The following is a 22,802-nucleotide window of genomic DNA, read 5'->3' on the forward strand; positions in this document are numbered from 1 at the left end:
TCTCTCCGTTGATTGCTTAGTCGTCTTCCACGCGGGCGCGGAATCTCAGGTCGATCTGGCGGATCGCGCCGCCCGTTCCCGTGCGCCGGGCGCTGGCGCGTTCGAACCACAGCCCCACAAGGCGGCCCCGATCCAAGCTGAGTGCTGCGCCTTCCAGCGCGTCGCACACCGCGCCCGCCAACGTCTTGGCCGTTCCAAAGCCTGCGGCCTCGGACACCACCGACACAGTGAACCGATGCACGGCCCCCGTGCCCGACCGGTCTGAGGCATCGCGCACCTCTTCCGGGCCCAACGTCACATAGGTTTGGGGCACCGCACCCGCCGGAACCGCGTCATAGATCGCGCCGCCTGACAGCGTACTGACCTGAGCGTCACCGGACAGCTTTTGAAACACCGCCGCCTGCAATGCGGCCGAAACGCCATAACTCATGCTGCCACCTCTTCATCTGCAAAACAGGTCAGGTACTGGCCGCGTGGGTCGCGCTCGGCCACGGCGCGGATTACGAACCGGCGCGAGCCCTCAGAGAACCGCTGATCAGGGCTTGGGCGCATCGACGATCCCTGAGGCGCGCCGCGCACCACGATGCGATAGCCAACGCGCGAGATCGGAACGCCCGCAACAGACCGCTCGGACCCACTTCGCGCGGTGACCTCGGCCCAGACCGTGCCCAGGGCAGCCCATGTCTCGGTATAGCCACCCGCCCCGTCGGCACTGCGTACCGGCGCTTCAAGCACCAGTTTTCTGTTCAACCGGGGCGTCTTCATTGCGCCACCCCGGCACCAAAGCGCACAAACCGGTAGCGTTGGATCAGGCTGGTGACGCCAAAGGGCATACAGCCCGCGCCCAGCGCCGTCTCATCGCGGTATTCATAGTAATGCGCCGCCAGCAGCAGCACCGCCTGCCCCAGATCAGCGGGCAGAGCCCCCCAATCCGCAGCCATCCCGGCGGTAAATGCAATCTTGACCGACCCACCCGTGGGAATGGTCGGCAGGCTTGCTCCGGCAGGACGCAGACGCGGGCGTTGGCTGTCTTGGGCCAGACGATACCGGCCACTGTCCACCACCGTGTCGGTGCCGGTTGCGTCGGTCACAGTCACCGCGCTGATCGCCGTGACCGGGGCCACCGGCAACACCTCAACCACCGTATCGCGCCAGCTGTTCAGATCCCATGAAAACCCGCGCGAGATCAGCACCTTTCCAGTGCGCGCTTCAATCGCTGCAATCGCCGCCCGCAGAAAGCTTTTCAACACTTCATCTTGCACACTGTCTTCGGTGAAACCCGTTCCCAGCCGCAGATGAGCCTTCAACTGGTCCACCGGCAGCGCCGCATCCGCGATGGCGGTTTCTTCGATCAACATCATCCATTCACTCCGCAATCTCGGACCCCACCGGGGCCGTAACTTCAGGAATTGACGGGCACGCGCCGCCCCACGTTGCTCGGACGGAGGGGAGCAGCTAGACAACGCAAGGGATCTCACCCCGGCACGCACCCGCCGCCCCGGGGGGCCAATGGCCCCCCGAGGATTCAGCCCGCTTTAGGCGGTGCCGAATTTCACCAGCTTGATCGCGGCAAAGTCGCTCACGTCGCCGCCGACGCGCTTGGTCGCGTAGAACAGGACATGCGGTTTGGCGCTGAACGGGTCGCGCAACACGCGCAGGTCGGGACGCTCGGCAATGGTGTAACCCGCCTGAAAATCACCAAACGCGATCGAGAAACTGTCGGTGCCCGCATCCGGCATGTCCTCGGCGATCAGCACCGGATAACCCATCAGGCGCGCAGGCTCACCCGCCGCCAGACCGTCCGACCACAGGAAACGGCCATCGCTGTCCTTCAGCTTGCGGATCAGACCCGCGGTTTTCGAGTTCATCACGAATGTGCCGTTCACGCGGTACTGCGCACCCAGCGCGTAAACCACATCGACAATCGCATCCGCATCAACACCGCCGTCGATGCCGGTGGGCACGTAGCCAATGTTGCCCCAGTCCCAAACGTCATTGTCGACCTTGGTGTGGCTCAGGATACCTTTGGGCTTGTCTGCCCCATCACCGTTGATAAAGGCCGAGGCTTCGGCGCGGGCGAACTTGTCTGCAATGCGGCCTGCCAGCCAGCCTTCGACGTCAAAGGCGCTGTCATCCAGCAAACGCTGCGAGGCTTTGGGCAGCGCGCTCAGCTCGTGCAGCGAGATCGAGATACGGTCAATCGACGGGGTCGCGGTCTCACTCGCAGCGGTGTTCTCATCGGCCCAGCCCGCGCCTACATCGGTATGGTCGATCAGCACATCGAACGAGTTCGCCTCGACATTCACCACAGACGCGATCGAGCGGATCGAGGCGGTGGATTTCAGCACCGACTTGATTATTTCAGCGGTCTGCGGATCAACCAGATAGCCGCCATCGCTGTTCACAGCGCTGGACAGGGATTTCGATTCCATATCAAGCCCGCGCAGGCCGTCATCCTCGCCCGAACGCACATAGGCGTCAAAGGCCTTCTGGTGCGGTGCGCCGTCCTCGATCGAGGCCGCAAGGTGCGGACGCGCCGCGATGGTTGATTTACGATCCAGCATGGTCAGTCGCTCTTCTGTCTGTTGCAGTTGGGTTTTCACTTCTGCCTTGAGGCCCTTGAATTCATTCACGAAGCCAGCCATCGCCTGCTTCACCTCCTGAACCAGGGGCGCACCCTCTCCGGTCAAGGCCGGGGTTTCGGTCTTGCTCATCAGCACTTCCATTTCTTGGGTGGGGGTTGAGGCGCGCTAGGTCCGCGCCAGCTCCTGCCGGGCGGTGTTGAACACCTCGGCAATACTGCGCCAGGTGTCTTGCGCGTCAGGCTCAACGCCCTTCGCCGCCACCCGCGCACTGGGCAGCATCGGGAACGTCACCAAGGACACCTCCCACAGCTCCAGTTCGATGAGGACCCGCTGGCCCTTGTCATTCTTTACGGCCCGTTTGGTGCGATAGCCAATCGACAGGCCATCCAAGGCCCCCGCGCGGATCAGCTCGGCCGCCTCACGGCCCTTTTGCGTGGCCTCTAGCAGACGCCCTTTGACCCAAAGGCCCCGGTCATCCTCGCGCACCTCGTCCCAGACGCCGATGGGTTGCGCCGGATCATGCTGCCACAGCATCTTGACCCGCTGACCAGCTTTCGCCAGACCGTCAAGCGAGCCGCGATACGCCCCGCGTTGCACGACGTCGCTGCCCTGATCGACCTGTCCGAATAGGCTGGCATAACCCTCGATCACCGCATCATCCGTTACCGAAAGCCCGTCTCCGAACCGTGCGAATTTGTGTTCCAAATCCATGAACACCTCCTCGTAAACCTTTGATTTTACGGCGCCGCCGCAAGGAATGACTGAAACACCTGCGCCAGGATCACTGCCGCGACGCCATAGACCGTCAGCCACAACCGTTTCTCCAGCCGTTCCATCATTTCTTCGATCTGATCCAGCCTGCGGCACAAATGGTCGTGCTGGATCTCGGCCACCCTCTCATGCGCGGCCAGACGCAGGCCCGGCGCGCAATCGAACGGGGGATACCCCTCAGCCATCCGCGCGCTCCGGCAGCCCCAGCAAGGCGCGCTTTTCAGCGTCGGACAGGAAGTCGGTGCCATTGACCCGCGCCCATTGCGCATCGCGTTCCTCCGACAGCGCAGGCACCTGATCCAGATCGGGCTTCAGCACCAGATCCTCGCCGGTGTACCCCACCAGCCACTCCGAAACCGCCGCCGCCACCCGCGTCACCAGAGGCAGCACGGTCAGGCGGTAAAACGCCCGATTGGCCTCTTGATAGTTCGAATAGGTCGCGTCCCCTTGTATCCCCAGCAACATCGGCGGGACACCGAAGGCCAGCGCGATCTCGCGGGCGGCGGCTTCCTTGGTCTTTTGAAACTCCATATCGGACGGCGAAAAGCCCATCGGCTTCCAATCCAGCCCCCCTTCCAGAACCATCGGACGACCTGCATTGCGCGCCCCGCGATAGTTCTGCTCGATCTCATCCGACAATCGCCGGAACTGATCCTCGGCCATCACCCCATGGCCATCGCCCTTCCACACCAAAGCCCCCGAAGGCCGCGCCGCGTTGTCGAGCAGCGATTTTGACCACCGCGACGCGCTGTTATGCACATCAATCGCCATCGCCGCCGCCTGCATGGGCGAAAAGCCATAATGGTCATCCTGAGGGTGGAAAGATTTGATGTGACAGATCGCATCCGCAGGGAAGCGGTGTGTCTTGCCGCCCGCCGTGTAATCATACGCCTTGGGCCAACCATCCGCACCCGGCACCACGCTCATCCGGTCAGAACGCAGGACGTGCAGCTCAAGCGGCAAGCCTTCTTCGGCCTGCACGGCCTCGACATAGGCATTGCCCGACAGCAACAACTGCCCGAACAAAGCCTCCATCAACTCCGCCCGCCCCTGCGCCGCGTTAGGGCGACGCATCAACGACAGGATCGGATGCGCATCATAGCGCTGCGCCTGATCCTGCAGGACCAGAGGCAGCGCCGCCGCCGCCTCGGCAATCAGCTTGACCGACCGAAACCCCACCGGGTTGCCCGAAAACCCCGTGCGGGTCAACGACACCGCGTCCCGAGGGCTCCACGCCACGCGCCCGCCTGTCTGCCACGCCACCACGGGACCCGCCGCGCTGGCCTTCGCATCGGGCGCTTCGCCCGCCGATCCACGACGCAAGAAATCGAATACCATCTGTGCTCCTTTCTGCCGCTGCTCTGCCCGGCTTGTTGAAAGGAGTTATGCAGGAAAGAAGTTTAAGCCTTGGGAATGGGGCGTACGGGGGTTGGGCAACGGTGGCATTATCGTGTGGTTACGACGTTTTACCTGCCATGATAAAAACACGTGACATGAATGTCAGAAAATCTGTATCAACCTAACATGTTGATTGAGTTCTTTAAAAAAGTTGGCAGTTCGAAATGGTTGCCGTGGATCGGGTTAACTCCAATCCTGATTTTCTTAGTTTGCGCGATTATTGTCGGAGAAGGTCTCCTTGGTATCGCAGGTGTAGCCTTTTTAGCCAGCATGCCTTTGGGTGTCGCGGTGGGTGGGTTTGCCGCGCATCGTTTGAGCAGGAAATTGTTCCCACGTAAGCCCGAGATCGAACAAAGGCTTACCCAATCGCTTTCGGCACTCGGGTTTCTTTCGTTGCCTTCTTTCGTCGGATGGGCGGCCAATTCTTACTTGGATGCAGGAATCGACATGTATTCTCTGAAAACACATTTGTTTTGGGCTTGCGTCGTAAGTGGCGGCTTTTTTTTGATCAATCCAAGTTCATCAAAGACTTAGCTTGTCGTTCGTTAAAAAAAATAAAGCTGACAAATCCGAACGCCTCGCCTAGTCAAGCTGTGACGAACCAGACTTTCCAAAAGCCTTCACAAACTCCGCACCCTAGGCCTCCGATACCCCCCCGCAGGCCCCACAACCAACTCATGCAGCGCCCAGACCAGCGCGTCGACCCGGTCAGGCGAGCCCGGCCCCTCATACCCGCGCGCAGTCATCTGGCACATCTGCTCCTCCAGCGCGTCCAGACCGGCCACATGGCGCACCCGCCCCTGTTCATACAAAGCCGCCACAGGCTCGGCCCGCGCGACCTTGCCGCGTGACGCCCGTACCGCCCGATAAGGTACCAGAGGGTCCACCTGCCGCACGACCTCTTCCACCAGTTGCCCGCCCTGATTGACCTCGGCCACCAGCCGCTCGGCCCCGAATTCATCCATCGCGTCAATCGCCGCGTGCGCCCAGCCCGCCGGGCCAAAGCCCTGCACCGTCCGGTCGGCCAGCACATAGGCCCGCCAGTCCTCGGGCGCGCCCTGTAGCTGAGCCCCCACGACCACAATCCCGCAAGCATCCGCGTCCGCCCCCGCCGTCACCGCCGGGTCCAGCGCCACGACGATGCGATCCAACGCAGGCACCCGCGCGCACCGCGCCGCCTCCAGCATCGAACCGGTCCACAGCGCGCCCTCAGCATCCGACAGCAGCACCCCGTCCAACTCCTGCCGCCCCAGCCGCGTCCCCGCATAGCGCGCGCGCACCTCGTCCAAAAACGAATCCGCCAGATTGGCCCGGTTCGCCTCGGTCGGTGCATGGGTCTGCACGGTGGAGGGCGACGCCAATAAATTCTTCAAAACCTTCACATTACGCGGTGTGGTGGTCACGCAGACCCGAGGCCGATCCCCCAACCGCAGCGCAAACTGCAACATATCCCAGGTCTCGCCCGCCTTCTTCCACTTGGCCAGCTCATCCACCCAGGCCGCATCGAACTGCGGTCCGCGCAACCCCTCGGGATCATGCGCCGAAAACGCCTGCGCCTCGGCCCCGTTTGGCCAGATCAGCTTGCGCTCCGACGCTTTCCACACCGGCCGACGATCCGGGGGCGAGCATTGCAATATGCCGCTATCGCCAAAGATCATCACATCGCGCACCTGATCAAAGGTCTCCCCAACCAGCGCCACCCGGCTAGCCTCGCCCTTGTCCAGCGGCTTGGACCCTTCGACCATCGACCGCACCCATTCTGACCCCGCCCGCGTCTTGCCCGCGCCACGCCCGCCCATGATCACCCAGGACCGCCAGTCACCCTCGGGCGGTAGTTGATGCGGCAGCGCCCAGAATTCAAACAGGAAAGGGAGGGCACACAGCCCCCCCTCCCCGATCTCACTCAGAAATCTGTCCCTCACCGCAGCATCGGCGGAGGCGAGCCAGCCTGCACCCGATTTCAAATCGAGCGCGCTCAAGGTCGAGCGCGTATCCCCCTTGGGCAATTCCGGCTTGTCTGTGATGTTGTTCGACAAAGCTTGTCTCCACTTTCTGACAACTTCGGATCAGCCCCTCTAACTGACCCAGTTGTTTTGCCGTTCCGGCAAGATCTGCATCCTCCCCGGTTCCGATTTGCCTGCGCAGTTCTTCTGCTGCTTGGCGCAAACCGCGAATAGATGTTTCCAGCGACTGCAACAGTTCCGCCGTCTGGGACATCCGCTCTTCCGGGGTAATTAAAGTCATGTGTGCCTGTGACCTCATGCGTGAGTTTTCTCCGCACGAGAGAAACGAAAAAACGACCGCCGGGTTGCCCCGCGGCCGTTGCTCATTTCTTCTAGCATGACACAATCAATACGACAAAAAGCACGCAAAGTCAATATGTTGCGCAACACCCATGCAACAGGAACCGCACTGCCTGTTAAGACTGTTGGCGTTTGATCTGTCTATCCAGCGGTAAACTCGCTCAACCCCGAGCGATCTCCAGCACGGCGGCACTCACAATCAGTACCGCCCCAGTTGCCTCGCGCAGCCCAAAGGGCTCGCCCGAAAAAACAGCCGCCGAAACTAGGCCGACCACAACCTCGCTCATCAATAACAACCCCACCCGAGCCGGTGTCAATAAGGTCGCGGGCCAGATCGTCAGAAAGATCATCGGCAGAGTGTACAGCACCGACAGTATCGCAATGGGCAACACACCGACAACAATCGCGCTTTGCTCTTGCACCCCGCCTGCGCTGAACACCAGGCTGATCAGCGACAGCAGCAGAGCCCCAGTAATAAACGCAAACACCTGCCCCGGAACCGAAATGCCCGAGGAGCGATACAAACCCAGGGTGCCCACCGCCCAAGCCATGCCGGATACCAGCGCCGCCCAATCTCCGACATTGCTGGGCCAAGGGATGCCGTGGCCGCTGCCAAGGACGATCGCCATTCCGCCAAGGCCGGATATCAACCCCAAAACGCGGGCTCTGGTCAGACGCTCGCCAAGAAAAACCCGGCCTAAGATCGTGCCCCAAACCGGCGTCAGGTAGAACAGCAGGATGGCTCGAACGACATCCGTATAGACCAGACTGATCGTGAACAGACCAAAGGCCGCACCCGTGAACATGCCGCTGAACATCAAATCCTGCCAGCGCCGTGCCAAACCATGCCGGTCGCGCCACAAAAGCGGCAAAAGGAAAAGCAGCGCTGCCGAATACATCACGATCCCCGGCCAAGCCCCTTCCAACCCCTGATCCACGAAGTAGCGGACAGGGATCCAGTACAGTCCCCACATCATACCGCCAAGAACCAGGGCACCACTGGCGAGCTTGAGGCTATGGCCCTGCTGTGCACTTCCCGTCATTCCCAACCCCAAACTTCGCCTCGCAATGTTACGACGCGCTGAACCGCCACTCGGAAATCGATGGCTCAAACTGATTGAGAACGCCAGCAGAATTTAGAACTCCGACCGCCAGTCCATCAGACAAATACTTGACAATGCTCGCGCCAACGCTCATGTGCCGTCCATCAGCGCCGCCGCGTGAGCATCCGGGCCTTTGCCCCCACGGCGCACCATATCTCTCCTGGTTCCCCTTCACGCAGGGTTCTTGATGCGATGGCCGGATGGCGCAGGATACGCCTGTGCGTCCCGAGGTCTCGCTAAACCCTGCCTGCCGCGCTTTTGCGCGGTCACACGCATCCGCGCGCAAAGTTGCGGATATCAAAGGATTATTACGTGTTCGACTTCGACATGCTGGGTCTTGCCCCGGCTTTGAATGACGCCCTGAAACGGGCAAACTTTACTCAACCCACACCGATCCAAAACCAGGCCATCCCAATGGCGCTGAATGGACATGACATTCTTGGGCTGGCCCAGACCGGCACTGGTAAAACGCTGGCCTTTGGTCTGCCGCTGATTGATCACCTTCTGGCGCAACCGGCCAAACCTGCCCCCAAGACAGTCAAGGCGCTGATCCTTGCCCCGACGCGCGAACTGGTGAACCAAATCGCTGACAGCCTGCGTACCCTCACGCAAAAGACAAAACTACGCGTCGCCACCGTTGTTGGTGGGCAATCAATCGGCAAGCAGATTTCGTTCCTATCGCGCGGCACCGATATTTTGGTCGCCACCCCGGGACGACTGATCGACCTGATGGAGCGTGGAGCCGTCGATCTTGGTTCTGTGCGCCATCTGGTGCTGGACGAGGCTGATCAAATGCTGGACATGGGCTTTATCCACGCGCTCCGCAAAATCGCGCCCGCTTTGGGCACGCCGCGCCAGACGATGCTGTTCTCGGCCACTATGCCCAAGCAGATGGAGGAGCTAAGCCAGTCCTACCTCACCAACCCGCAGCGCATACAGGTGTCGCCTCCTGGCAAGGCGGCGGACAAGATCACTCAGTCCGTGCACTTCCTGTCCCGCGCGGACAAGCCCCGCAAGTTGCGTGAAATCCTCTCGGCCGACTTGGACGCTCTGACGCTAGTCTTCGCCCGCACGAAACACGGGGCTGAGCGGTTGATGAAGGACCTCGTTCGGGATGGCTTCAATGCAGCCTCGATCCACGGAAACAAAAGCCAAGGTCAGCGGGATCGCGCCATCAAGGCGTTCCGCGCTGGCGAGATCAACATCCTCGTCGCGACAGACGTTGCTGCGCGTGGCATCGACATCCCCGGCGTAGCCTATGTGATCAACTATGACCTGCCCGAGGTGCCCGATAATTATGTCCACCGCATCGGTCGCACTGCCCGCGCAGGGCGCGAGGGTGAAGGCATCGCCTTCTGCGCCCCGGATGAACTGGACCAACTGAAGCAAATCCAGAAGCTGATGAAGATCGACATTCCGGTCGCCAGCGGCACCATGCCCGAATTCGCCGAGCCCAAAAAGCCGCGCAAACAGGGCGGTTTTCGGGCGCGTAGGCCACAGGGGGGCAACACATCTTCCAAGCCTTCGGCGTCTAAACGGCGGCGTCCGCGCAGACGCCCCGCTGCGTAAAAAAGAAAGGGCCGCGATTTCGACGCGGCCCTTTTTTTCTTAGTTGCCCGAACTGTTTCTCTCGGCCTCAATCTCGCGCCACTTGGCGACGTTTCGATTGTGCTCGTCCAGCGTTTCGGCAAAAGCGTGCCCACCAGTTCCATCCGCGACGAAGAACACAAAGTTTGTCTCCTCCGGTGCCACGGCGGCCTCAAGACTGGCCAGCCCCGGATTGGCAATCGGGGTCGGTGGTAGACCGTCAATCACATAGGTATTCCAAGGTGTTGCGCGGCGCAGTTCACTGCGGCGCAAGCCACGCCCCAGCGTGCCCTTGCCCTCGGTCACGCCATAGATAACCGTCGGGTCCGTTTGCAGTTTCATACCCCGCTCCAACCGGTTCACGAAGACGCTGGCCACTTGCCCACGCTCATGCGGGACGCCGGTTTCCTTTTCGATGATCGAAGCCAGGATCAACATCTCTTCGGGGTTCGAGATCGGCAGATCATCCTGACGGCTTTCCCAGATCGCGTTGATCCGAAGTTGCTGCTTGTCCTGCATCCCCCTCAGCACGGCCGTCCGGTCGGCTCCGCGCGCGATGTCGTAGCTGTCAGGCGCCAACATCCCCTCGGCGGGTATCTCAGCCACCTCGCCCGTCAACGCGTCGATCTGCTTCAGCCCTTCGACCACCTGCCACGAGGTCACACCCTCGGCCACCGAAACACGATAGCGCGTATCCGCATCTTCGCGTTTCTCGACATAGGCGGCAGGCACCTCGTCCGAGGTCACATCAAAAGTCGCAATCTCATCAAAATCCAGCGTCGCCGGGTTCAGCTCGCGCACGCGGGTCTGAATTCGGGTGACGCCGATGCGATATTCGATCTCCGACCCGCAGGTGCTGGCACCGCTGCTGGTGATCTCATCTATGATCTGTTCCATCGACGCACCTTCGCGCACCAGAAAGCTGCCAGCCTTAAGCTGCGGCGCCTTGTCGGTGTAGTCTGCCGCCATCCGAAACAGCACGGCGCTGGTGATGGCGCCTTGCTCCTGCAGCTGTTGGCTGACCGCACCCATGTTCGAACCGCGCTGGACCTGAAGACAGATCGCAGTTTCAAGCGGGCCCGCGTTTTTGTAACGGGATTGCCCCCACAAGATCAGACCACCCATCAGGAACAAGCCAACCACCAAAACGGTCAGCATGTTCGATGCAAGGGCCCGCCACATTTAACTGACCTTTCCGAAGATCACGCTGGCATTGGTGCCACCGAACCCGAACGAATTCGACAGGGCCACGTTGATCTCACGCTCGCGCTTGGCGTTAGGGGCCAGGTCAATCGGCGTCTCGACAGCCGGGTTATCTAGGTTGATCGTAGGCGGTGCAACCTGATCGCGGATTGCCAGGATCGAGAAGATCGCCTCGATCGCGCCCGCCGCGCCCAGCAGGTGGCCGGTCGCCGATTTGGTCGAGGTCATGGTCGCATTCGCCGCGTGATCGCCCAGCAGGCGTTCGACCGCGCCCAGTTCGATCGTATCCGCCATGGTCGAAGTGCCATGCGCGTTGATATAGTCCAGATCTTTCGGCTCCAGCCCGGCGCTGCGTAGCGCGGCTTTCATCGAGCGCTCGGCCCCGTCACCATCCTCGGATGGAGCCGTGATGTGATAGGCGTCACCGGACATGCCATAGCCCAGCACCTCGGCGTAAATCTTCGCCCCCCGCGCCTTGGCGTGTTCATATTCTTCCAGCACGACAATGCCCGCACCTTCGCCCATGACGAAGCCGTCGCGGTCGATGTCATAAGGGCGGCTGGCTTTCTTGGGATCATCGGCATATTTGGTCGACAATGCCTTGCACGCGTTGAACCCGGCAATTCCGATCTCACAGATGCAGCCTTCGCCGCCGCCCGCAACCATGACATCCGCATCACCTGCACGAATGATACGGCTTGCATCGCCAATTGCATGGGCACCGGTCGAACAAGCAGTCACGACCGAATGGTTCGGCCCTTTGAACCCGCGACGGATCGACACCTGACCCGAGGCCAGATTGATCAGCGCGCCAGGAATAAAGAAGGGCGAAACACGGCGCGGGCCCTTGTCACGGATCAGATTCGCGGTATCCGCGATAGACCCAAGCCCACCAATACCCGAGCCTATCAGAACACCTGTGCTCAAGCGCGCTTCTTCGTCTTCGGGCATCCAGCCAGCATCTTCGCAGGCCATATCGGCAGCCGCAATCGAGTACAGGATAAAGTCCTCAATCTTGCGCTGTTCTTTCGGCGACATCCAATCGTCGGGGTTGAACGTTCCGTTCGTGCCATCACCGCGTGGAACCTCGCAGGCATAGGTCGTCGTGACCCCACTGCCTTCGGCATCAAACTGAGTGATCGGGCCCGCACCGGATTCTCCGTCCAACAGCCGCGACCAGGTTTCCTCGACCCCGCTGGCCAACGGAGTGACCAATCCCAGACCGGTTACAACGACTCTGCGCATGAAATGCCTCTTGCCTGCTTCGTGTTTAAGAAACGCTCATACCCCGGCGTAGGGGCCGGGGGCAAGAGCAAGGGCGCATTCAGCCCAGAACCAGTTATCATCATGTGCGTCGCATAGACACCGAAAAACAAAAACCGCCCCCTCAGGTCGTTTGAGAGGGCGGCAAATTCATGATGGAACCGATTTTACTGGAATTCGGCCACCGGCTCATGTGCGGTCGAGGCCACAGCCAGTGCATCCGACAGCTCCAGCGTCTTGCGGAACAACGCCCGCCCTACAATCGCTCCCGAAATGTTTGGGATATAGGCCAGGCGCGAGATATCGTCGGCCGTGCGCACAACACCGCTGGCGATGACAGGCGTGCGCGATTTCTCGGCAACCCCCGAGATCAAACCCAACTGCGCCTCGACATCTTCCATGTCGCTGTCGATATCTGTCACCAGAATTGCGGCAAACGGAGTATCGGCGAAGGCTTCGATATAAGCTTCGGCGGTAAATGCGCTTTGACTGCGCCAACCTTCGGTCATCACGTGACCTTGCCAGATATCGACCGCCAGAACGATCTGGTCCGGATACAGCTTTGCCAGCTCTTTAACCAGATTAGGATCCCAGGCGGCCAATGTACCGATGACGATCCGACCCGCGCCCTTGTCGATCCAATGTTCGACCTGCTCACGGGTGCGCATGCCGCCCGCCAACTGCACCGGGATCTCGGCCGAGCGGATGATCTCTTCGACCAGTTCCGCATTAGTATCACGCCCTTCGATGGCGTCGAAGTCCGTCAGGTGCATCCATTCCGCCCCTGCGGCAGCCCAGCTACGGGCTGTTTCGGCAGGGTTCACATGCCAGATCATAGCTTCGTCCAGGCGGCCCTTGTCCAGTGTGACACACCGGCCGTTCTGCAATTCCATCGTGGGGTAAATCCTCATGAGCCTGATCCTCCGCTCAATCCTTGTGCTATACCCCAGTATCATAGCCGAAGAAATTACCCGTGCGGCAACCAGTTTCGGCAAACCACGGGCATTTTGCGGCATCGCAGCACGGGGATCAGTGACGTGTCGGTGGACCTGTCCGGCGCAGCAATTTGACCGACGTTCCTTGATAATCGCAGTCGCGCAGAGGCTGGTACCCCAGTTTTTCCGCCAATCTTTGCGAAGTCTCATTTTCGGAATTTATCATTGCAACCAATGGCCCCGGCATGATGCGGTCAAACCATTCATGCGCGGCCTGAGCGGCCTCAAGCCCCATGCCCTGTCCCTGCGCCTCGGGGGCCAGAACCCAACCTGCCTCGGGAAAACTGTCGAAATCCTCGCCCAACGCACGGTTGCCATAGAAAAAGCCGGCCTGCCCGATCATCTGCCGATTCGATTGCTGAATCACCGCCCACTGACCAAACCCGGCCATCTGCCAATGCCCGGCATTGCGCAAAAAGGAATCCCACGCTTCGCCACGCGATCGCGGTTTGCCGCCAATATGCCGCACGACACACGGGTTACGCCAGATCTCGGCGAACCGGTTGAAATCCTCGGGCCGCATGGCGCAAAGCGTCAAGCGTGCCGTGTTTATCATCGGGGTGGATCGTATCATGCCCTGCCCGCTCTGAAATTTTTGCCTCAGCTGAAAGCGTGCGTGCGAAATGGACATCTGACAAGCCTGAATACGCGTCAGGCAACAAAAAACGGCGCCTCCGTTGCCCGGAAGCGCCGCTTTCATAAGATTTCGAAGGTCTTAGGACGCTTCAGATATGAATTTGACGGCGTCGCCAAAGGTCTGGATGGTCTCGGCTGCGTCATCAGGGATCTCGATGCCGAACTCTTCTTCGAAGGCCATAACCAGCTCAACGGTGTCCAGGCTGTCTGCGCCCAGATCGTCGATGAAGGAAGCGTTTTCCGCTACTTTGTCTTCTTCAACACCCAGGTGCTCAACAACGATCTTCTTAACGCGATCTGCGACGTCGCTCATGTCTATTCCTCATTCCATTTCAGGGCATAGTGCCCGGTTCTGCCCTTGCCCGCTCAGGCTGGCCTTGATGTGCCCGTCTGGGCGGTTTGGGTTCCCGATTGCCGGGAAACTAGAAGGCCGACCCTATGGCCGACCCCCGAATTGATGCGCCGCCTATAGCACAGACAACGCCCAAGGCAAACGCTTTCGCGCCTGCCCCGACAGGTGGTCACAACATGGCCATACCGCCGTTTACATGCAAGGTGGTTCCGGTCACATATCCGGCCTCGGGGCTGGCAAGGTACAGAACTGCCGCAGCAATTTCCGATGCATCCCCCATACGTCCGGCCGGGACCTGACCCAGAATGCCCGACTTCTGATCGTCGGTCAGCTTGTCGGTCATCGCCGTAGTGATAAAGCCCGGAGCCACCGCATTGGCCGTGATTCCGCGACTTGCAACCTCGTATGCCAGCGACTTGGTCATCCCGACCATCCCCGCTTTGGACGCCGCATAATTCGCCTGACCGGGGTTGCCCGTCGCGCCCACCACGGACGAGATGTTGATGATCCGACCCCAACGCGCCTTCATCATGCCGCGCAGCACGCCTTTGCAAAGTTTCGCGGTCGAGGTCATGTTGACGTCGATTACGCTCTGCCATTCGTCATCCGACATACGCATGAACAGGTTGTCGCGGGTGATACCCGCGTTGTTGACCAGAATATCGACCGACCCCATCGCATCCGCCGCCTGCTTGGGCAGTGCGGCCACAGCCTCAGGGTCGCTCAGGTTACAGGGCAGCACGTGGGCACGGTCGCCCAACTCAGCGGCCAGCGCCTCAAGCGGTTCAATCCGTGTGCCGGAAAGCGCCACCGTAGCACCGGCAGCGTGCAGAGAGCGCGCGATCTCACCACCGATCCCGCCCGAGGCACCGGTGATCAGTGCGTTCTTACCTGTCAAATCAAACATTCTCTTATCCTTTAGCTACGCGCCACGCGGCGCGCGGTGTCTTACGATTCGGCTTGTGTCACATTCTGCACGTCATCCGGCGTGCCGACAGCTTTACCCGCGATCGAACGGTCGATTTTGCGGATCATCCCGGACAGAGCTTTCCCTGCCCCGATCTCCCACGTCTCGGTCACGCCCTGCGCGGCCATATACTGCACGCTTTCGCGCCAGCGGACCGAGCCGGTGACCTGCTCGACCAGCAACTGTCGGATCAGATCGGGGTCACTGACTGCTTCGGCGCGTACATTGGCAATCAGCGGCACGGCAGGCGCTTTGATTTCAACCCCTGCCAAAGCTTCGGCCATCACGTCGGCAGCAGGCTGCATCAGCGCACAATGGAAAGGCGCGCTGACAGGCAGCATGACGGCCCGCTTGGCGCCCTTTTCCTTGGCAATCTCGGCCGCACGTTCCACAGCAGCATTCGCGCCCGAGACCACAACCTGCGTAGGGTCATTGTCGTTTGCAGCCTGACAAACCTCACCTTGCGCGGCCTCGTCCGCCACGGCGCGCACGGCCTCAAGGTTCAACCCAAGGATCGCCGCCATCGCACCTTCGCCCACCGGCACGGCGCCTTGCATCGCCTGACCACGGGTGCGCAGAAGACGCGCAGTATCTGCAACCGACAGCGCACCAGAAGCGGCCAGCGCGGAATATTCCCCCAGCGAATGCCCGGCCACAAAGGCTGCATCGGTGACTGAGACGCCCTCGGCCTCTAGCGCCCTCATTGCCGCCATTGACGTTGCCATCAACGCAGGTTGTGCGTTTTGGGTCAGGGTCAATTCAGCAATATCGCCGTCCCAAATCAGGCCGCTCAGCTTTTCGCCCAGGGCTTCGTCCACTTCGTCGAACACCGCCTGAGCAGCGGGGTAAGCCTCGGCCAGAGCTTTGCCCATTCCGATGGTCTGGGCGCCCTGCCCCGGGAAAACAAATGCGCGTGTCATTGCAACCTCTTGGATGACGTTAGGTTGCGGCGGGGTGTAAACTGTGTGATCGCGCGGCACAAGCATTGCCTGATCTCTGCACAAAGGCACCGTATCTGTGCGCCCTGCGCCCTTGAGTCCTGCCCTCACGGCGATAGGTTGAACCCAACCATCTTTTCGCCGGAGCACCCGATGCCCTCGACCAACACGTTTTCCAGCTATGGCAGCGTCACCAAGACCTTCCACTGGCTGACCGCCCTGCTGATCTTCACCGCCTTTCCGCTGGGCTATTTCGCCAATGATCTGGCGCAGGCCATATATGACCCGAACATCCCGACGACCGAGGATGACATCACCCGCGCGGCGCGCCTATTCTCACTGCACAAAACATTGGGCGTTGCCGTCTTTTTCGTAGCCCTTGCTCGCATTCTCTGGGCCCTGACCCAAACCAAACCCGGCCTACTGAACGCCGACAATAAGCCCGAGGCCTTTGCTGCCGAAACCGTGCATTGGCTGCTTTACGGCTCGTTGGTGCTGGCACCGCTGACCGGCTGGATACACCACGCCGCAGCCGAAGGGTTCGCGCCGATCCTTTGGCCCTTTGGTCAAAACCTGCCGCTAGTCCCCAAATCCCAGCATCTGGCCGAATTCACCGCCAGCCTGCACTGGCTGTTCATCTGGACCCTAGGTGGCGCGCTTGTGCTGCATATTGCCGGGGCGCTGAAACACCACGTCATCGACAAAGACAGCACATTGCGGCGTATGCTGCCTGGCTCAACCCAGGCCCCCGAGCCCCCGGCCCAACACCATTCGAAGACACCCGCGCTTGCCGCGCTCGTCGTCTGGGGTGCGGTTTTGGTCGGCGGCTGGGGCATCGGCGCGTTCAGCCATCACTCTTACGCTCAGGGCGAAGCCACGGCACTGGCCGAAGTCCAATCGGACTGGCAGGTTCAGGAAGGAACTCTGGGCCTTACCATCAACCAGCTGGGCAGCCCAGTCACCGGTAGCTTCCAGGACTGGACGGCCGCCATAGCCTTTGATGAGCCCGCCGAGCCCGGTTTGGCCGGTTCGGTCGAGGTGACGATCTCAATCCCGTCGCTCAGCCTAGGCACGGTCAGTGATCAAGCTATGGGCGCGGATTTTTTCGACGGCGCACAATATCCCACGGCGCTGTTTAAGGCAGATCTATTCAAAACCGAAACCGGGTATGAGGCACGCGGCCCCTTGACCATCCGCGACAAGTCCTTGGACGTTGTGCTGCCGTTCACTCTGGATTTGCAAGGCGACACCGCGACGGTTTCTGGTGAATTGGAGTTGAACCGCATGGATTTCGATGTGGGCACATCGCAACCCACCGAAGCTTCACTGGGCTTCGCAGTCACTGTAAGCGTCGAGCTGACTGCTACGCGCGGTGAATAGCAGCGAACAAACGAAAACCGCCGGGGCAAAAAGCTCCGGCGGTTTCGATTCTAGAATAGTAGCCTTATTTACTCGGCTTTCTGCGCCTCGACCGAGATCTGAACATTAACCTCGTCACCCACGAAGGGTGCGAACTGACCCAGATCGAAATCGCTGCGGATCAGAGTGGTCGTCGCGTCGAAGCCAGCCCACGGCTTGCCTGCCATCGGATGCTCACCCGCCTGGTTCAGCTTGGCGTCCAGTACGACCGATTTGGTTACACCATTCATGGTCAAATCGCCGGTGATATTGGCGGTGTTCTCGCCTGTCACTTCGATGCTGGTGGACGTGAAGGTGACAAGATCGCCTTCAGCGGCACCGAAAAAGTCTTCGGTCATGAAGTGATCTTCGCGCGGTTTCCAGCCCGTGAACATCTCGATAACGGGCATCGAAACCGTCACGCTGGACGCAGCCGGGTTTTCCTTGTCGAACAGGATCTCGCCTTCAAAGCCCGAGAACATGCCATAGGTGGTCGAAAAACCAAGGTGGTTATAGTTGAAAATGACCTGGCTGTGGCTTGGGTCCAGAACGTATTTCTCGGCACTTGCAAACGCCGAAGTCGCCGACACGGCCAGTGCAGCAGCAAGAAGGATGGGTTTCATGACAAACTCCGCAATGTTGTGGATGCAAACCTGTTGGGTTGCTCGGTAACGAAAATGTGCCGCCAAGGGGCGGCACACAAGCTTTATTCGCTCACAACTTCTGTTCCTATATGAACAGAATAAAATTCAGGCGAAGATTGTTACACTTCCACTCAATTGACCCTTGAGCGCTCGGCTGACATCCGCCGACTGCAGGGGCAGCTTCATCAGCAGGCTGCCATCGACATCAAACAGTTCGACTTGATCATCGCTGAATTTGGCACCGCCTAGCGTGTCATAGCTGCGGCGCAGAACCGTTTGCGGGCGGCCGTTTTCGTTCTTTTGCAGAACGCGGACTTCGCGACGGATCGGGTCAAAATAGGCATCGGGACGCGAGTCCAGCATCTGAATGGTCAGCAGACTGACACCAACGATCAGGAAAGCAAGCGACGCTGCCATCTTGATCGGCCAAACTTCGGCGGCCATGGCCGAACCCGGTGCCAGCCACATGGAAAAGGACATCACGATCAGAAAGGCACCAACCATGCGCGCCAAAATCATGCGCACTTTCCAGTTCGGAGCGAATGTGATCAGAACTGGAACGGATTTCTCAAAACGCGCGCCGGTCGCCGACTGTTCAAGTGTATTCGTATTCATCGCGGTCATTTCTCTCACCCTGTTTCTCAGGTTGCCGTCGTGGGTCCGGTGTGTCCGGTCTGTCCCCGGTATGAAATTCAAGATCGACTTGAAAAGCGTCAGGAATTGGGCGGTGCAAAGGAAATAGCAGGACTTCACCAAGGCACGTGTGTCAGGTCTTGCCCCGCCGCCATAAACGTGTATACGGGGCCATCCTTCGCTAATCACATGAATCGCGCAGCCTCTCGTGGCAGGGTCGCGAAGGACCAAACGGCCCCGCCTATGAAATGCGCCTTGATATAAACAGGAGTGCACATGCCACTGTATGAGCATGTAATGATCGCGCGTCAGGATCTGTCCAACGCGCAGGCAGAAAGCCTTGTCGAACATTTCGGCACTGTTCTGGCTGACAACGGCGGCAACGTCGTCGAAAGCGAGTACTGGGGTGTCAAGACGATGGCCTACAAGATCAACAAAAACCGCAAAGGCCACTATGCCTTCCTGAAAACCGACTCGCCTGCTGGCGCGGTTCAGGAAATGGAGCGCCTGATGCGCCTGCACGAAGACGTCATGCGCGTTCTGACCATCAAGGTCGACGAACATGCCGAGGGCCCCTCGGTCCAGATGCAGAAGCGCGACGAGCGCGAAGGCCGCCGCGAGCGCCGCTGATCAACGCCTGACGAAAGGACATAAACCATGGCCGCAAAACCATTTTTCCGCCGCCGCAAGGTCTGCCCGTTCTCGGGCGAGAACGCGCCGAAGATCGACTATAAAGACACTCGTCTGCTGCAGCGCTACATCTCTGAGCGTGGCAAGATCGTTCCCTCGCGCATCACCGCCGTTTCGGCGAAAAAGCAGCGTGAACTGGCCCGTGCTATCAAGCGCGCCCGCTTCCTCGCCCTGCTGCCCTACGCCGTGAAGTAAGGAGAGACTGATATGCAAGTTATCCTGCTGGAACGCGTTGCGAAACTGGGTCAGATGGGCGACGTCGTTGACGTCAAGCCCGGCTACGCCCGCAACTTCCTGCTGCCCCAAGGCAAAGCTCTGAGCGCGTCCGAGTCGAACATCGCCTCGTTCGAAGCCCGCAAGGCGCAGCTTGAAGCGCACAACCTGGAAACCAAGAAAGAAGCTGAAGCACTGGCTGAAAAGCTGGACGGTCAGCAGTTCATCGTGATTCGCTCGGCGTCGGATGCCGGTGCTCTGTACGGCTCGGTCACTCCGCGTGACGCTGCAGAGGCCGCGACCGAAGCTGGCTTCACCGTCGACAAGAAACAGATCGCCCTGATCGCACCGATCAAGGAGCTGGGTCTGCATTCGCTGGCAGTCAGACTGCACCCCGAGGTCGAAGTTGAAATCAAGATGAACGTCGCCCGTTCGGAAGAAGAAGCCGAACTGCAAGCTTCGGGTAAATCGATCCAGGAACTGGCCGCTGAAGAAGAAGCCGCCGCTGAATTCGAAATCGCCGAGCTGTTCGACGATATCGGTTCCGCCGCGTCTGACGACGAAGACCTGATTGCCGAAGAAGCACCGGCTGCGGAAGAAGACGACGCGAAAGCGTAACCTTCAACCTGTGAACTTCGAAAAGGCCGCGCCATTTTGGGCGGCCTTTTTTCATGCACGAACTGGGCGGCATAATTCAGCCTGAATTTCCAGCTACCCTTGCGGCCAGAGACAAGTTTCCTAGTATTTCGTCCAAAATTCCGGAGCCCTTGATGACTCAGATCCCGCGCCGCAGTGTCTTAGCCCTTCTTCTTGCCGCACCGCTGGTGGCTTGCGGCACCCCCGACACACCGACGCGTGCGGCCTTTGATCCCCCGCTTTACCCGAACGAAACGCCCGAGCTGCGGGCATCGATCAATAAATGGGCCGATCACTACGAATTGCCGCGCGAGCTGGTGCACAAACTGGCTATTCGCGAAAGTACGCATCGCCCCTGGGCCGTGAACCGACCCTATTACGGGCTGCTGCAAATCCTTCCGGCCACTGCACGGTCCATGGGCTACCAGGGCGATCCGCAGGGGCTCCTCGACGCCGACACCAATTTGGAATTTGCCGGCAAGTACCTGCGCGGCGCATGGCTGCTGTCCGACGGCGATCAGCAACGCGCGATCTTTCTCTATGCCAAAGGCTACTGGCCCGAGGCAAAAGCACGCGGATTGTTGGTTGAAACAGGGTTGGTTCCCGAATAGCCCTCCGAGGCTGCCGAAAACCTTGTATTAATGCGTTATGACGTCGCGAATGGCGGATAATAACACTACACATGTGAACAAACTGCTTGCGCGCTGCCTTACGCCTCGTAAGATTTACTGAACATTAACGCCGTTAACCTCTGAACCGAGGTTAACCTCCGTAAAGGTTGAAAAGTTGAAGCTGATCGACTTGGCCGCTATCGACCACGAGGAAAAGTCAGCCGCTGACATAATTGACGCGGTTTGTTCCGAGCTTGGCTTTGATTACGCATCCTATGCGACATTCAACCCCGTTAAGGGAGATGTTCAAGGCTACGCGAACTATCCTGACGAATGGAAGATTCACTATGGTACGCAGGGTTTTCATAAATTTGACCCGACTTTGTATCAATCCGTGCTCAGTATCGCCCCCGTAGACTGGGGTCGCTTTAACCATGATGACAAGTTCCACACCGTGTTTCGGGACGCCCATGACTTTGGCATCACGACCCGAGGCCTTTCGGTTCCGGTGCGCGGCCCTTACGGCGAATGCGGGCTGCTGAACGTAACGCGTGACTGCTCGGACGACGAATGGGACAAGCTCAAGCGGCACGTGATGGGGGACCTGCAACTTGCCGCCGTGCACGCCCATGACACGGTCATGCAGTCGGGTTTGTTGGGCAAAGCACTATACCTACCTGCCCTGTCAACGCGCGAGAAAGAGATCCTTCAATGGGCGGCCGTGGGTAAATCTCAGCAGGATATCGGTGATATCCTGTCCATCTCGCACCGGACCGTCGAAGTGCATATGCGGTCAGGGCGGGAAAAACTAGGCGCATTGACCACGCCGCAGGCGATCGGACGGGCCGTTAGTCTCGGCCTGATAGCTCCCGGTTAACAAAAAAACTAAAATTCTACGGGAATCCCCTAATAGTCTCAGATCACAACTTTGTTAATCCTCTGTTCACGGTAACCAATCTGTAGGGGGATGGAACATGATCATCGTGATTGATGGGATGAACCAACACAAATTCAAAGACATCTTGGATGAGATGTATCAACTGCGCGCACGCGTCTTCGGCGACCGCTTGGGATGGGACGTAACCATCCAGGACGGGCGAGAGATCGACAGGTTCGATACGCTCAATCCTGCACACGTGGTCAGTCTGAACGACGAGGGGAACGTCGTTGGCTGTATGCGTCTGCTGCAGACCACAGGGCCTCATATGCTGGCCGATGTGTTTAACGCGATCCTGGATGGCGAGCCGCCTGTGCGCAGCGCCCAGATTTGGGAGGCAACCCGGTTTTGTGTCGACACTAAAAAGTTGGGGCGCGGGAGGGGTGAGAATTCGGTCTCCTATGTCACCAGCGAGGTCATGATCGGTTCGTTCGAATACGCCAAGACAGCCGGAGTGCTGGACTCGATCGCTGTTATAGACCCGGTGATGAACCGCGTCCTGCAACGATCCGGGAACGCGCCTTATGACTATCTGGGCACCGCGAAACCCATGGGGAAAGTGGTGGCGATGGCCGCCCTCATGGATTTCTCGGACGAGCGTATTTCAGGAATTCGCGACTATGCTGGCATCGCCCATGACGTGTTTCTGACCGACGAACAAGCGCTCCAGCTTTTCGCCAAGTCCAACGTCAAACCACAACCCAAACCCGCAAACTTCGATCACAAGCCACTGAGTCAAATGGAAAAATACTTCGTAGAACAAATGAGCGCCGCAACCACCCAGGAAGAGGTCAATGCCGTATTGCGCTTGATAGAAGAACTCTCGGACAAGTTCACGCCCGAGCAGAAGATAGCCCTGATGCGTTCCCCCCGTGCTCTAGCTCATGGGGCCTGACCCCCTCACCTCAGAAGTTAGAGCCACTTAGTCGGAGCCGCCTT

27 protein-coding genes are annotated in these 22,802 nt (G+C 59.6%); 9 read left to right on the plus strand and 18 right to left on the minus strand.

Features of this window, described 5'->3' with window-relative positions; translation table 11 throughout:
• Positions 1–16: 16 nt before the first annotated feature.
• From GOV79_RS05065 to GOV79_RS05095, 7 genes are all read right to left on the minus strand, one after another.
• Positions 17–430, minus strand: coding sequence for a DUF3168 domain-containing protein (locus GOV79_RS05065; RefSeq protein ID WP_170782620.1), 414 nt, complete (start codon positions 428–430; stop codon positions 17–19).
• The gene (locus tag GOV79_RS05070) at positions 427–765 is read right to left on the minus strand and encodes a phage head closure protein (protein WP_170782621.1); all 339 of its coding nucleotides are present in this window, start codon (positions 763–765) and stop codon (positions 427–429) included. Before GOV79_RS05070 ends, GOV79_RS05065 begins: the two co-directional genes overlap by 4 nt.
• Entirely contained in the window at positions 762–1,361 is a 600-nt protein-coding gene (locus GOV79_RS05075) for a head-tail connector protein (protein WP_170788813.1), read from the minus strand. The genes GOV79_RS05070 and GOV79_RS05075 overlap by 4 nt, the downstream gene beginning before the upstream one ends.
• A gap of 174 nt (positions 1,362–1,535) precedes the next feature.
• Entirely contained in the window at positions 1,536–2,714 is a 1,179-nt protein-coding gene (locus GOV79_RS05080; RefSeq protein WP_170788814.1) for a phage major capsid protein, read from the minus strand.
• A 36-nt stretch (positions 2,715–2,750) separates the two neighbouring features.
• Positions 2,751–3,296, minus strand: coding sequence for an HK97 family phage prohead protease (locus GOV79_RS05085; RefSeq protein ID WP_170788815.1), 546 nt, complete (start codon positions 3,294–3,296; stop codon positions 2,751–2,753).
• A 26-nt stretch (positions 3,297–3,322) separates the two neighbouring features.
• Positions 3,323–3,541 (minus strand): GTA head formation protein, RCAP_rcc01685 family, encoded by a 219-nt coding sequence (locus GOV79_RS05090; protein WP_170788816.1) that lies wholly within the window; start codon positions 3,539–3,541, stop codon positions 3,323–3,325.
• Entirely contained in the window at positions 3,534–4,694 is a 1,161-nt protein-coding gene (locus tag GOV79_RS05095) for a phage portal protein (RefSeq protein ID WP_170788817.1), read from the minus strand. Before GOV79_RS05095 ends, GOV79_RS05090 begins: the two co-directional genes overlap by 8 nt.
• Positions 4,695–4,853: 159 nt before the next feature.
• On the opposite strand from GOV79_RS05095, the gene GOV79_RS05100 reads away from it, so the two are divergent.
• Positions 4,854–5,288: a hypothetical protein gene (locus GOV79_RS05100; protein ID WP_170788818.1), complete on the plus strand. Its 435-nt coding sequence runs from the start codon at positions 4,854–4,856 to the stop codon at positions 5,286–5,288.
• An 86-nt stretch (positions 5,289–5,374) separates the two neighbouring features.
• Here the strand turns inward: GOV79_RS05100 and GOV79_RS05105 are convergent, their stop codons facing one another.
• Together GOV79_RS05105 and GOV79_RS05110 are read right to left on the minus strand one after the other, a co-directional pair.
• Positions 5,375–6,676: a DNA-packaging protein gene (locus GOV79_RS05105; protein WP_456239029.1), complete on the minus strand. Its 1,302-nt coding sequence runs from the start codon at positions 6,674–6,676 to the stop codon at positions 5,375–5,377.
• A gap of 542 nt (positions 6,677–7,218) precedes the next feature.
• Positions 7,219–8,100 carry a DMT family transporter gene (locus GOV79_RS05110; protein WP_170788819.1) on the minus strand — a complete coding sequence of 294 codons (882 nt, stop codon included), beginning with the start codon at positions 8,098–8,100 and terminating at the stop codon, positions 7,219–7,221.
• Between the two features lie 372 nt (positions 8,101–8,472).
• Between GOV79_RS05110 and GOV79_RS05115 the strand changes: the two genes are divergently transcribed.
• A complete protein-coding gene (locus GOV79_RS05115) occupies positions 8,473–9,729 on the plus strand; it encodes a DEAD/DEAH box helicase (protein WP_170788820.1) in 1,257 nt (418 codons plus the stop codon).
• Positions 9,730–9,768: 39 nt separating this feature from the next.
• Here the strand turns inward: GOV79_RS05115 and mltG are convergent, their stop codons facing one another.
• The 7 genes from mltG to fabD form a co-directional block, all read right to left on the minus strand.
• A complete protein-coding gene (gene mltG, locus GOV79_RS05120) occupies positions 9,769–10,929 on the minus strand; it encodes an endolytic transglycosylase MltG (protein ID WP_170770500.1) in 1,161 nt (386 codons plus the stop codon).
• Complete coding sequence (gene fabF / locus GOV79_RS05125) at positions 10,930–12,195, minus strand: beta-ketoacyl-ACP synthase II (protein ID WP_170770498.1); 1,266 nt, start codon at positions 12,193–12,195, stop codon at positions 10,930–10,932.
• A gap of 185 nt (positions 12,196–12,380) precedes the next feature.
• Complete coding sequence (locus tag GOV79_RS05130; protein ID WP_170770496.1) at positions 12,381–13,124, minus strand: 1-(5-phosphoribosyl)-5-[(5-phosphoribosylamino)methylideneamino]imidazole-4-carboxamide isomerase; 744 nt, start codon at positions 13,122–13,124, stop codon at positions 12,381–12,383.
• Between the two features lie 118 nt (positions 13,125–13,242).
• Complete coding sequence (locus GOV79_RS05135; RefSeq protein ID WP_170782628.1) at positions 13,243–13,782, minus strand: GNAT family N-acetyltransferase; 540 nt, start codon at positions 13,780–13,782, stop codon at positions 13,243–13,245.
• Positions 13,783–13,923: 141 nt separating this feature from the next.
• On the minus strand, positions 13,924–14,157 hold the full coding sequence (locus GOV79_RS05140; protein ID WP_008756330.1) for an acyl carrier protein: 234 nt from the start codon (positions 14,155–14,157) through the stop codon (positions 13,924–13,926).
• Between the two features lie 208 nt (positions 14,158–14,365).
• Positions 14,366–15,103 carry a 3-oxoacyl-[acyl-carrier-protein] reductase gene (fabG, locus tag GOV79_RS05145; RefSeq protein ID WP_170788821.1) on the minus strand — a complete coding sequence of 246 codons (738 nt, stop codon included), beginning with the start codon at positions 15,101–15,103 and terminating at the stop codon, positions 14,366–14,368.
• Between the two features lie 41 nt (positions 15,104–15,144).
• Positions 15,145–16,083 carry an ACP S-malonyltransferase gene (fabD, locus tag GOV79_RS05150; RefSeq protein ID WP_170788822.1) on the minus strand — a complete coding sequence of 313 codons (939 nt, stop codon included), beginning with the start codon at positions 16,081–16,083 and terminating at the stop codon, positions 15,145–15,147.
• Positions 16,084–16,254: 171 nt separating this feature from the next.
• Between fabD and GOV79_RS05155 the strand changes: the two genes are divergently transcribed.
• Positions 16,255–17,481: a cytochrome b/b6 domain-containing protein gene (locus tag GOV79_RS05155; protein ID WP_170788823.1), complete on the plus strand. Its 1,227-nt coding sequence runs from the start codon at positions 16,255–16,257 to the stop codon at positions 17,479–17,481.
• A gap of 68 nt (positions 17,482–17,549) precedes the next feature.
• Here GOV79_RS05155 and GOV79_RS05160 read toward each other — a convergent pair whose 3' ends face one another.
• Positions 17,550–18,122: a YceI family protein gene (locus GOV79_RS05160; protein WP_170770485.1), complete on the minus strand. Its 573-nt coding sequence runs from the start codon at positions 18,120–18,122 to the stop codon at positions 17,550–17,552.
• 126 nt (positions 18,123–18,248) lie between these two features.
• Entirely contained in the window at positions 18,249–18,767 is a 519-nt protein-coding gene (locus tag GOV79_RS05165; protein WP_170770483.1) for a hypothetical protein, read from the minus strand.
• 285 nt (positions 18,768–19,052) lie between these two features.
• Here GOV79_RS05165 and rpsF point away from each other — a divergent pair, with 285 nt between their 5' ends.
• The 6 genes from rpsF to GOV79_RS05195 all read left to right on the plus strand — a co-directional run bounded on the left by rpsF (position 19,053) and on the right by GOV79_RS05195 (position 22,758).
• Positions 19,053–19,406 carry a 30S ribosomal protein S6 gene (gene rpsF / locus GOV79_RS05170; RefSeq protein ID WP_170354526.1) on the plus strand — a complete coding sequence of 118 codons (354 nt, stop codon included), beginning with the start codon at positions 19,053–19,055 and terminating at the stop codon, positions 19,404–19,406.
• A 27-nt stretch (positions 19,407–19,433) separates the two neighbouring features.
• Positions 19,434–19,661, plus strand: coding sequence for a 30S ribosomal protein S18 (rpsR, locus tag GOV79_RS05175; protein WP_005608650.1), 228 nt, complete (start codon positions 19,434–19,436; stop codon positions 19,659–19,661).
• Between the two features lie 12 nt (positions 19,662–19,673).
• The gene (gene rplI, locus GOV79_RS05180; protein WP_170788824.1) at positions 19,674–20,297 is read left to right on the plus strand and encodes a 50S ribosomal protein L9; all 624 of its coding nucleotides are present in this window, start codon (positions 19,674–19,676) and stop codon (positions 20,295–20,297) included.
• Between the two features lie 152 nt (positions 20,298–20,449).
• Positions 20,450–20,926: a transglycosylase SLT domain-containing protein gene (locus tag GOV79_RS05185; protein ID WP_170770479.1), complete on the plus strand. Its 477-nt coding sequence runs from the start codon at positions 20,450–20,452 to the stop codon at positions 20,924–20,926.
• 175 nt (positions 20,927–21,101) lie between these two features.
• Complete coding sequence (locus GOV79_RS05190) at positions 21,102–21,803, plus strand: LuxR family transcriptional regulator (RefSeq protein ID WP_170782633.1); 702 nt, start codon at positions 21,102–21,104, stop codon at positions 21,801–21,803.
• Positions 21,804–21,900: 97 nt separating this feature from the next.
• Positions 21,901–22,758: an acyl-homoserine-lactone synthase gene (locus GOV79_RS05195; RefSeq protein ID WP_170788825.1), complete on the plus strand. Its 858-nt coding sequence runs from the start codon at positions 21,901–21,903 to the stop codon at positions 22,756–22,758.
• Positions 22,759–22,802: the final 44 nt, after the last annotated feature.

This window comes from Ruegeria lacuscaerulensis (assembly GCF_013034745.1).
Classification (GTDB): Bacteria; Pseudomonadota; Alphaproteobacteria; order Rhodobacterales; family Rhodobacteraceae; genus Ruegeria; species Ruegeria lacuscaerulensis_B.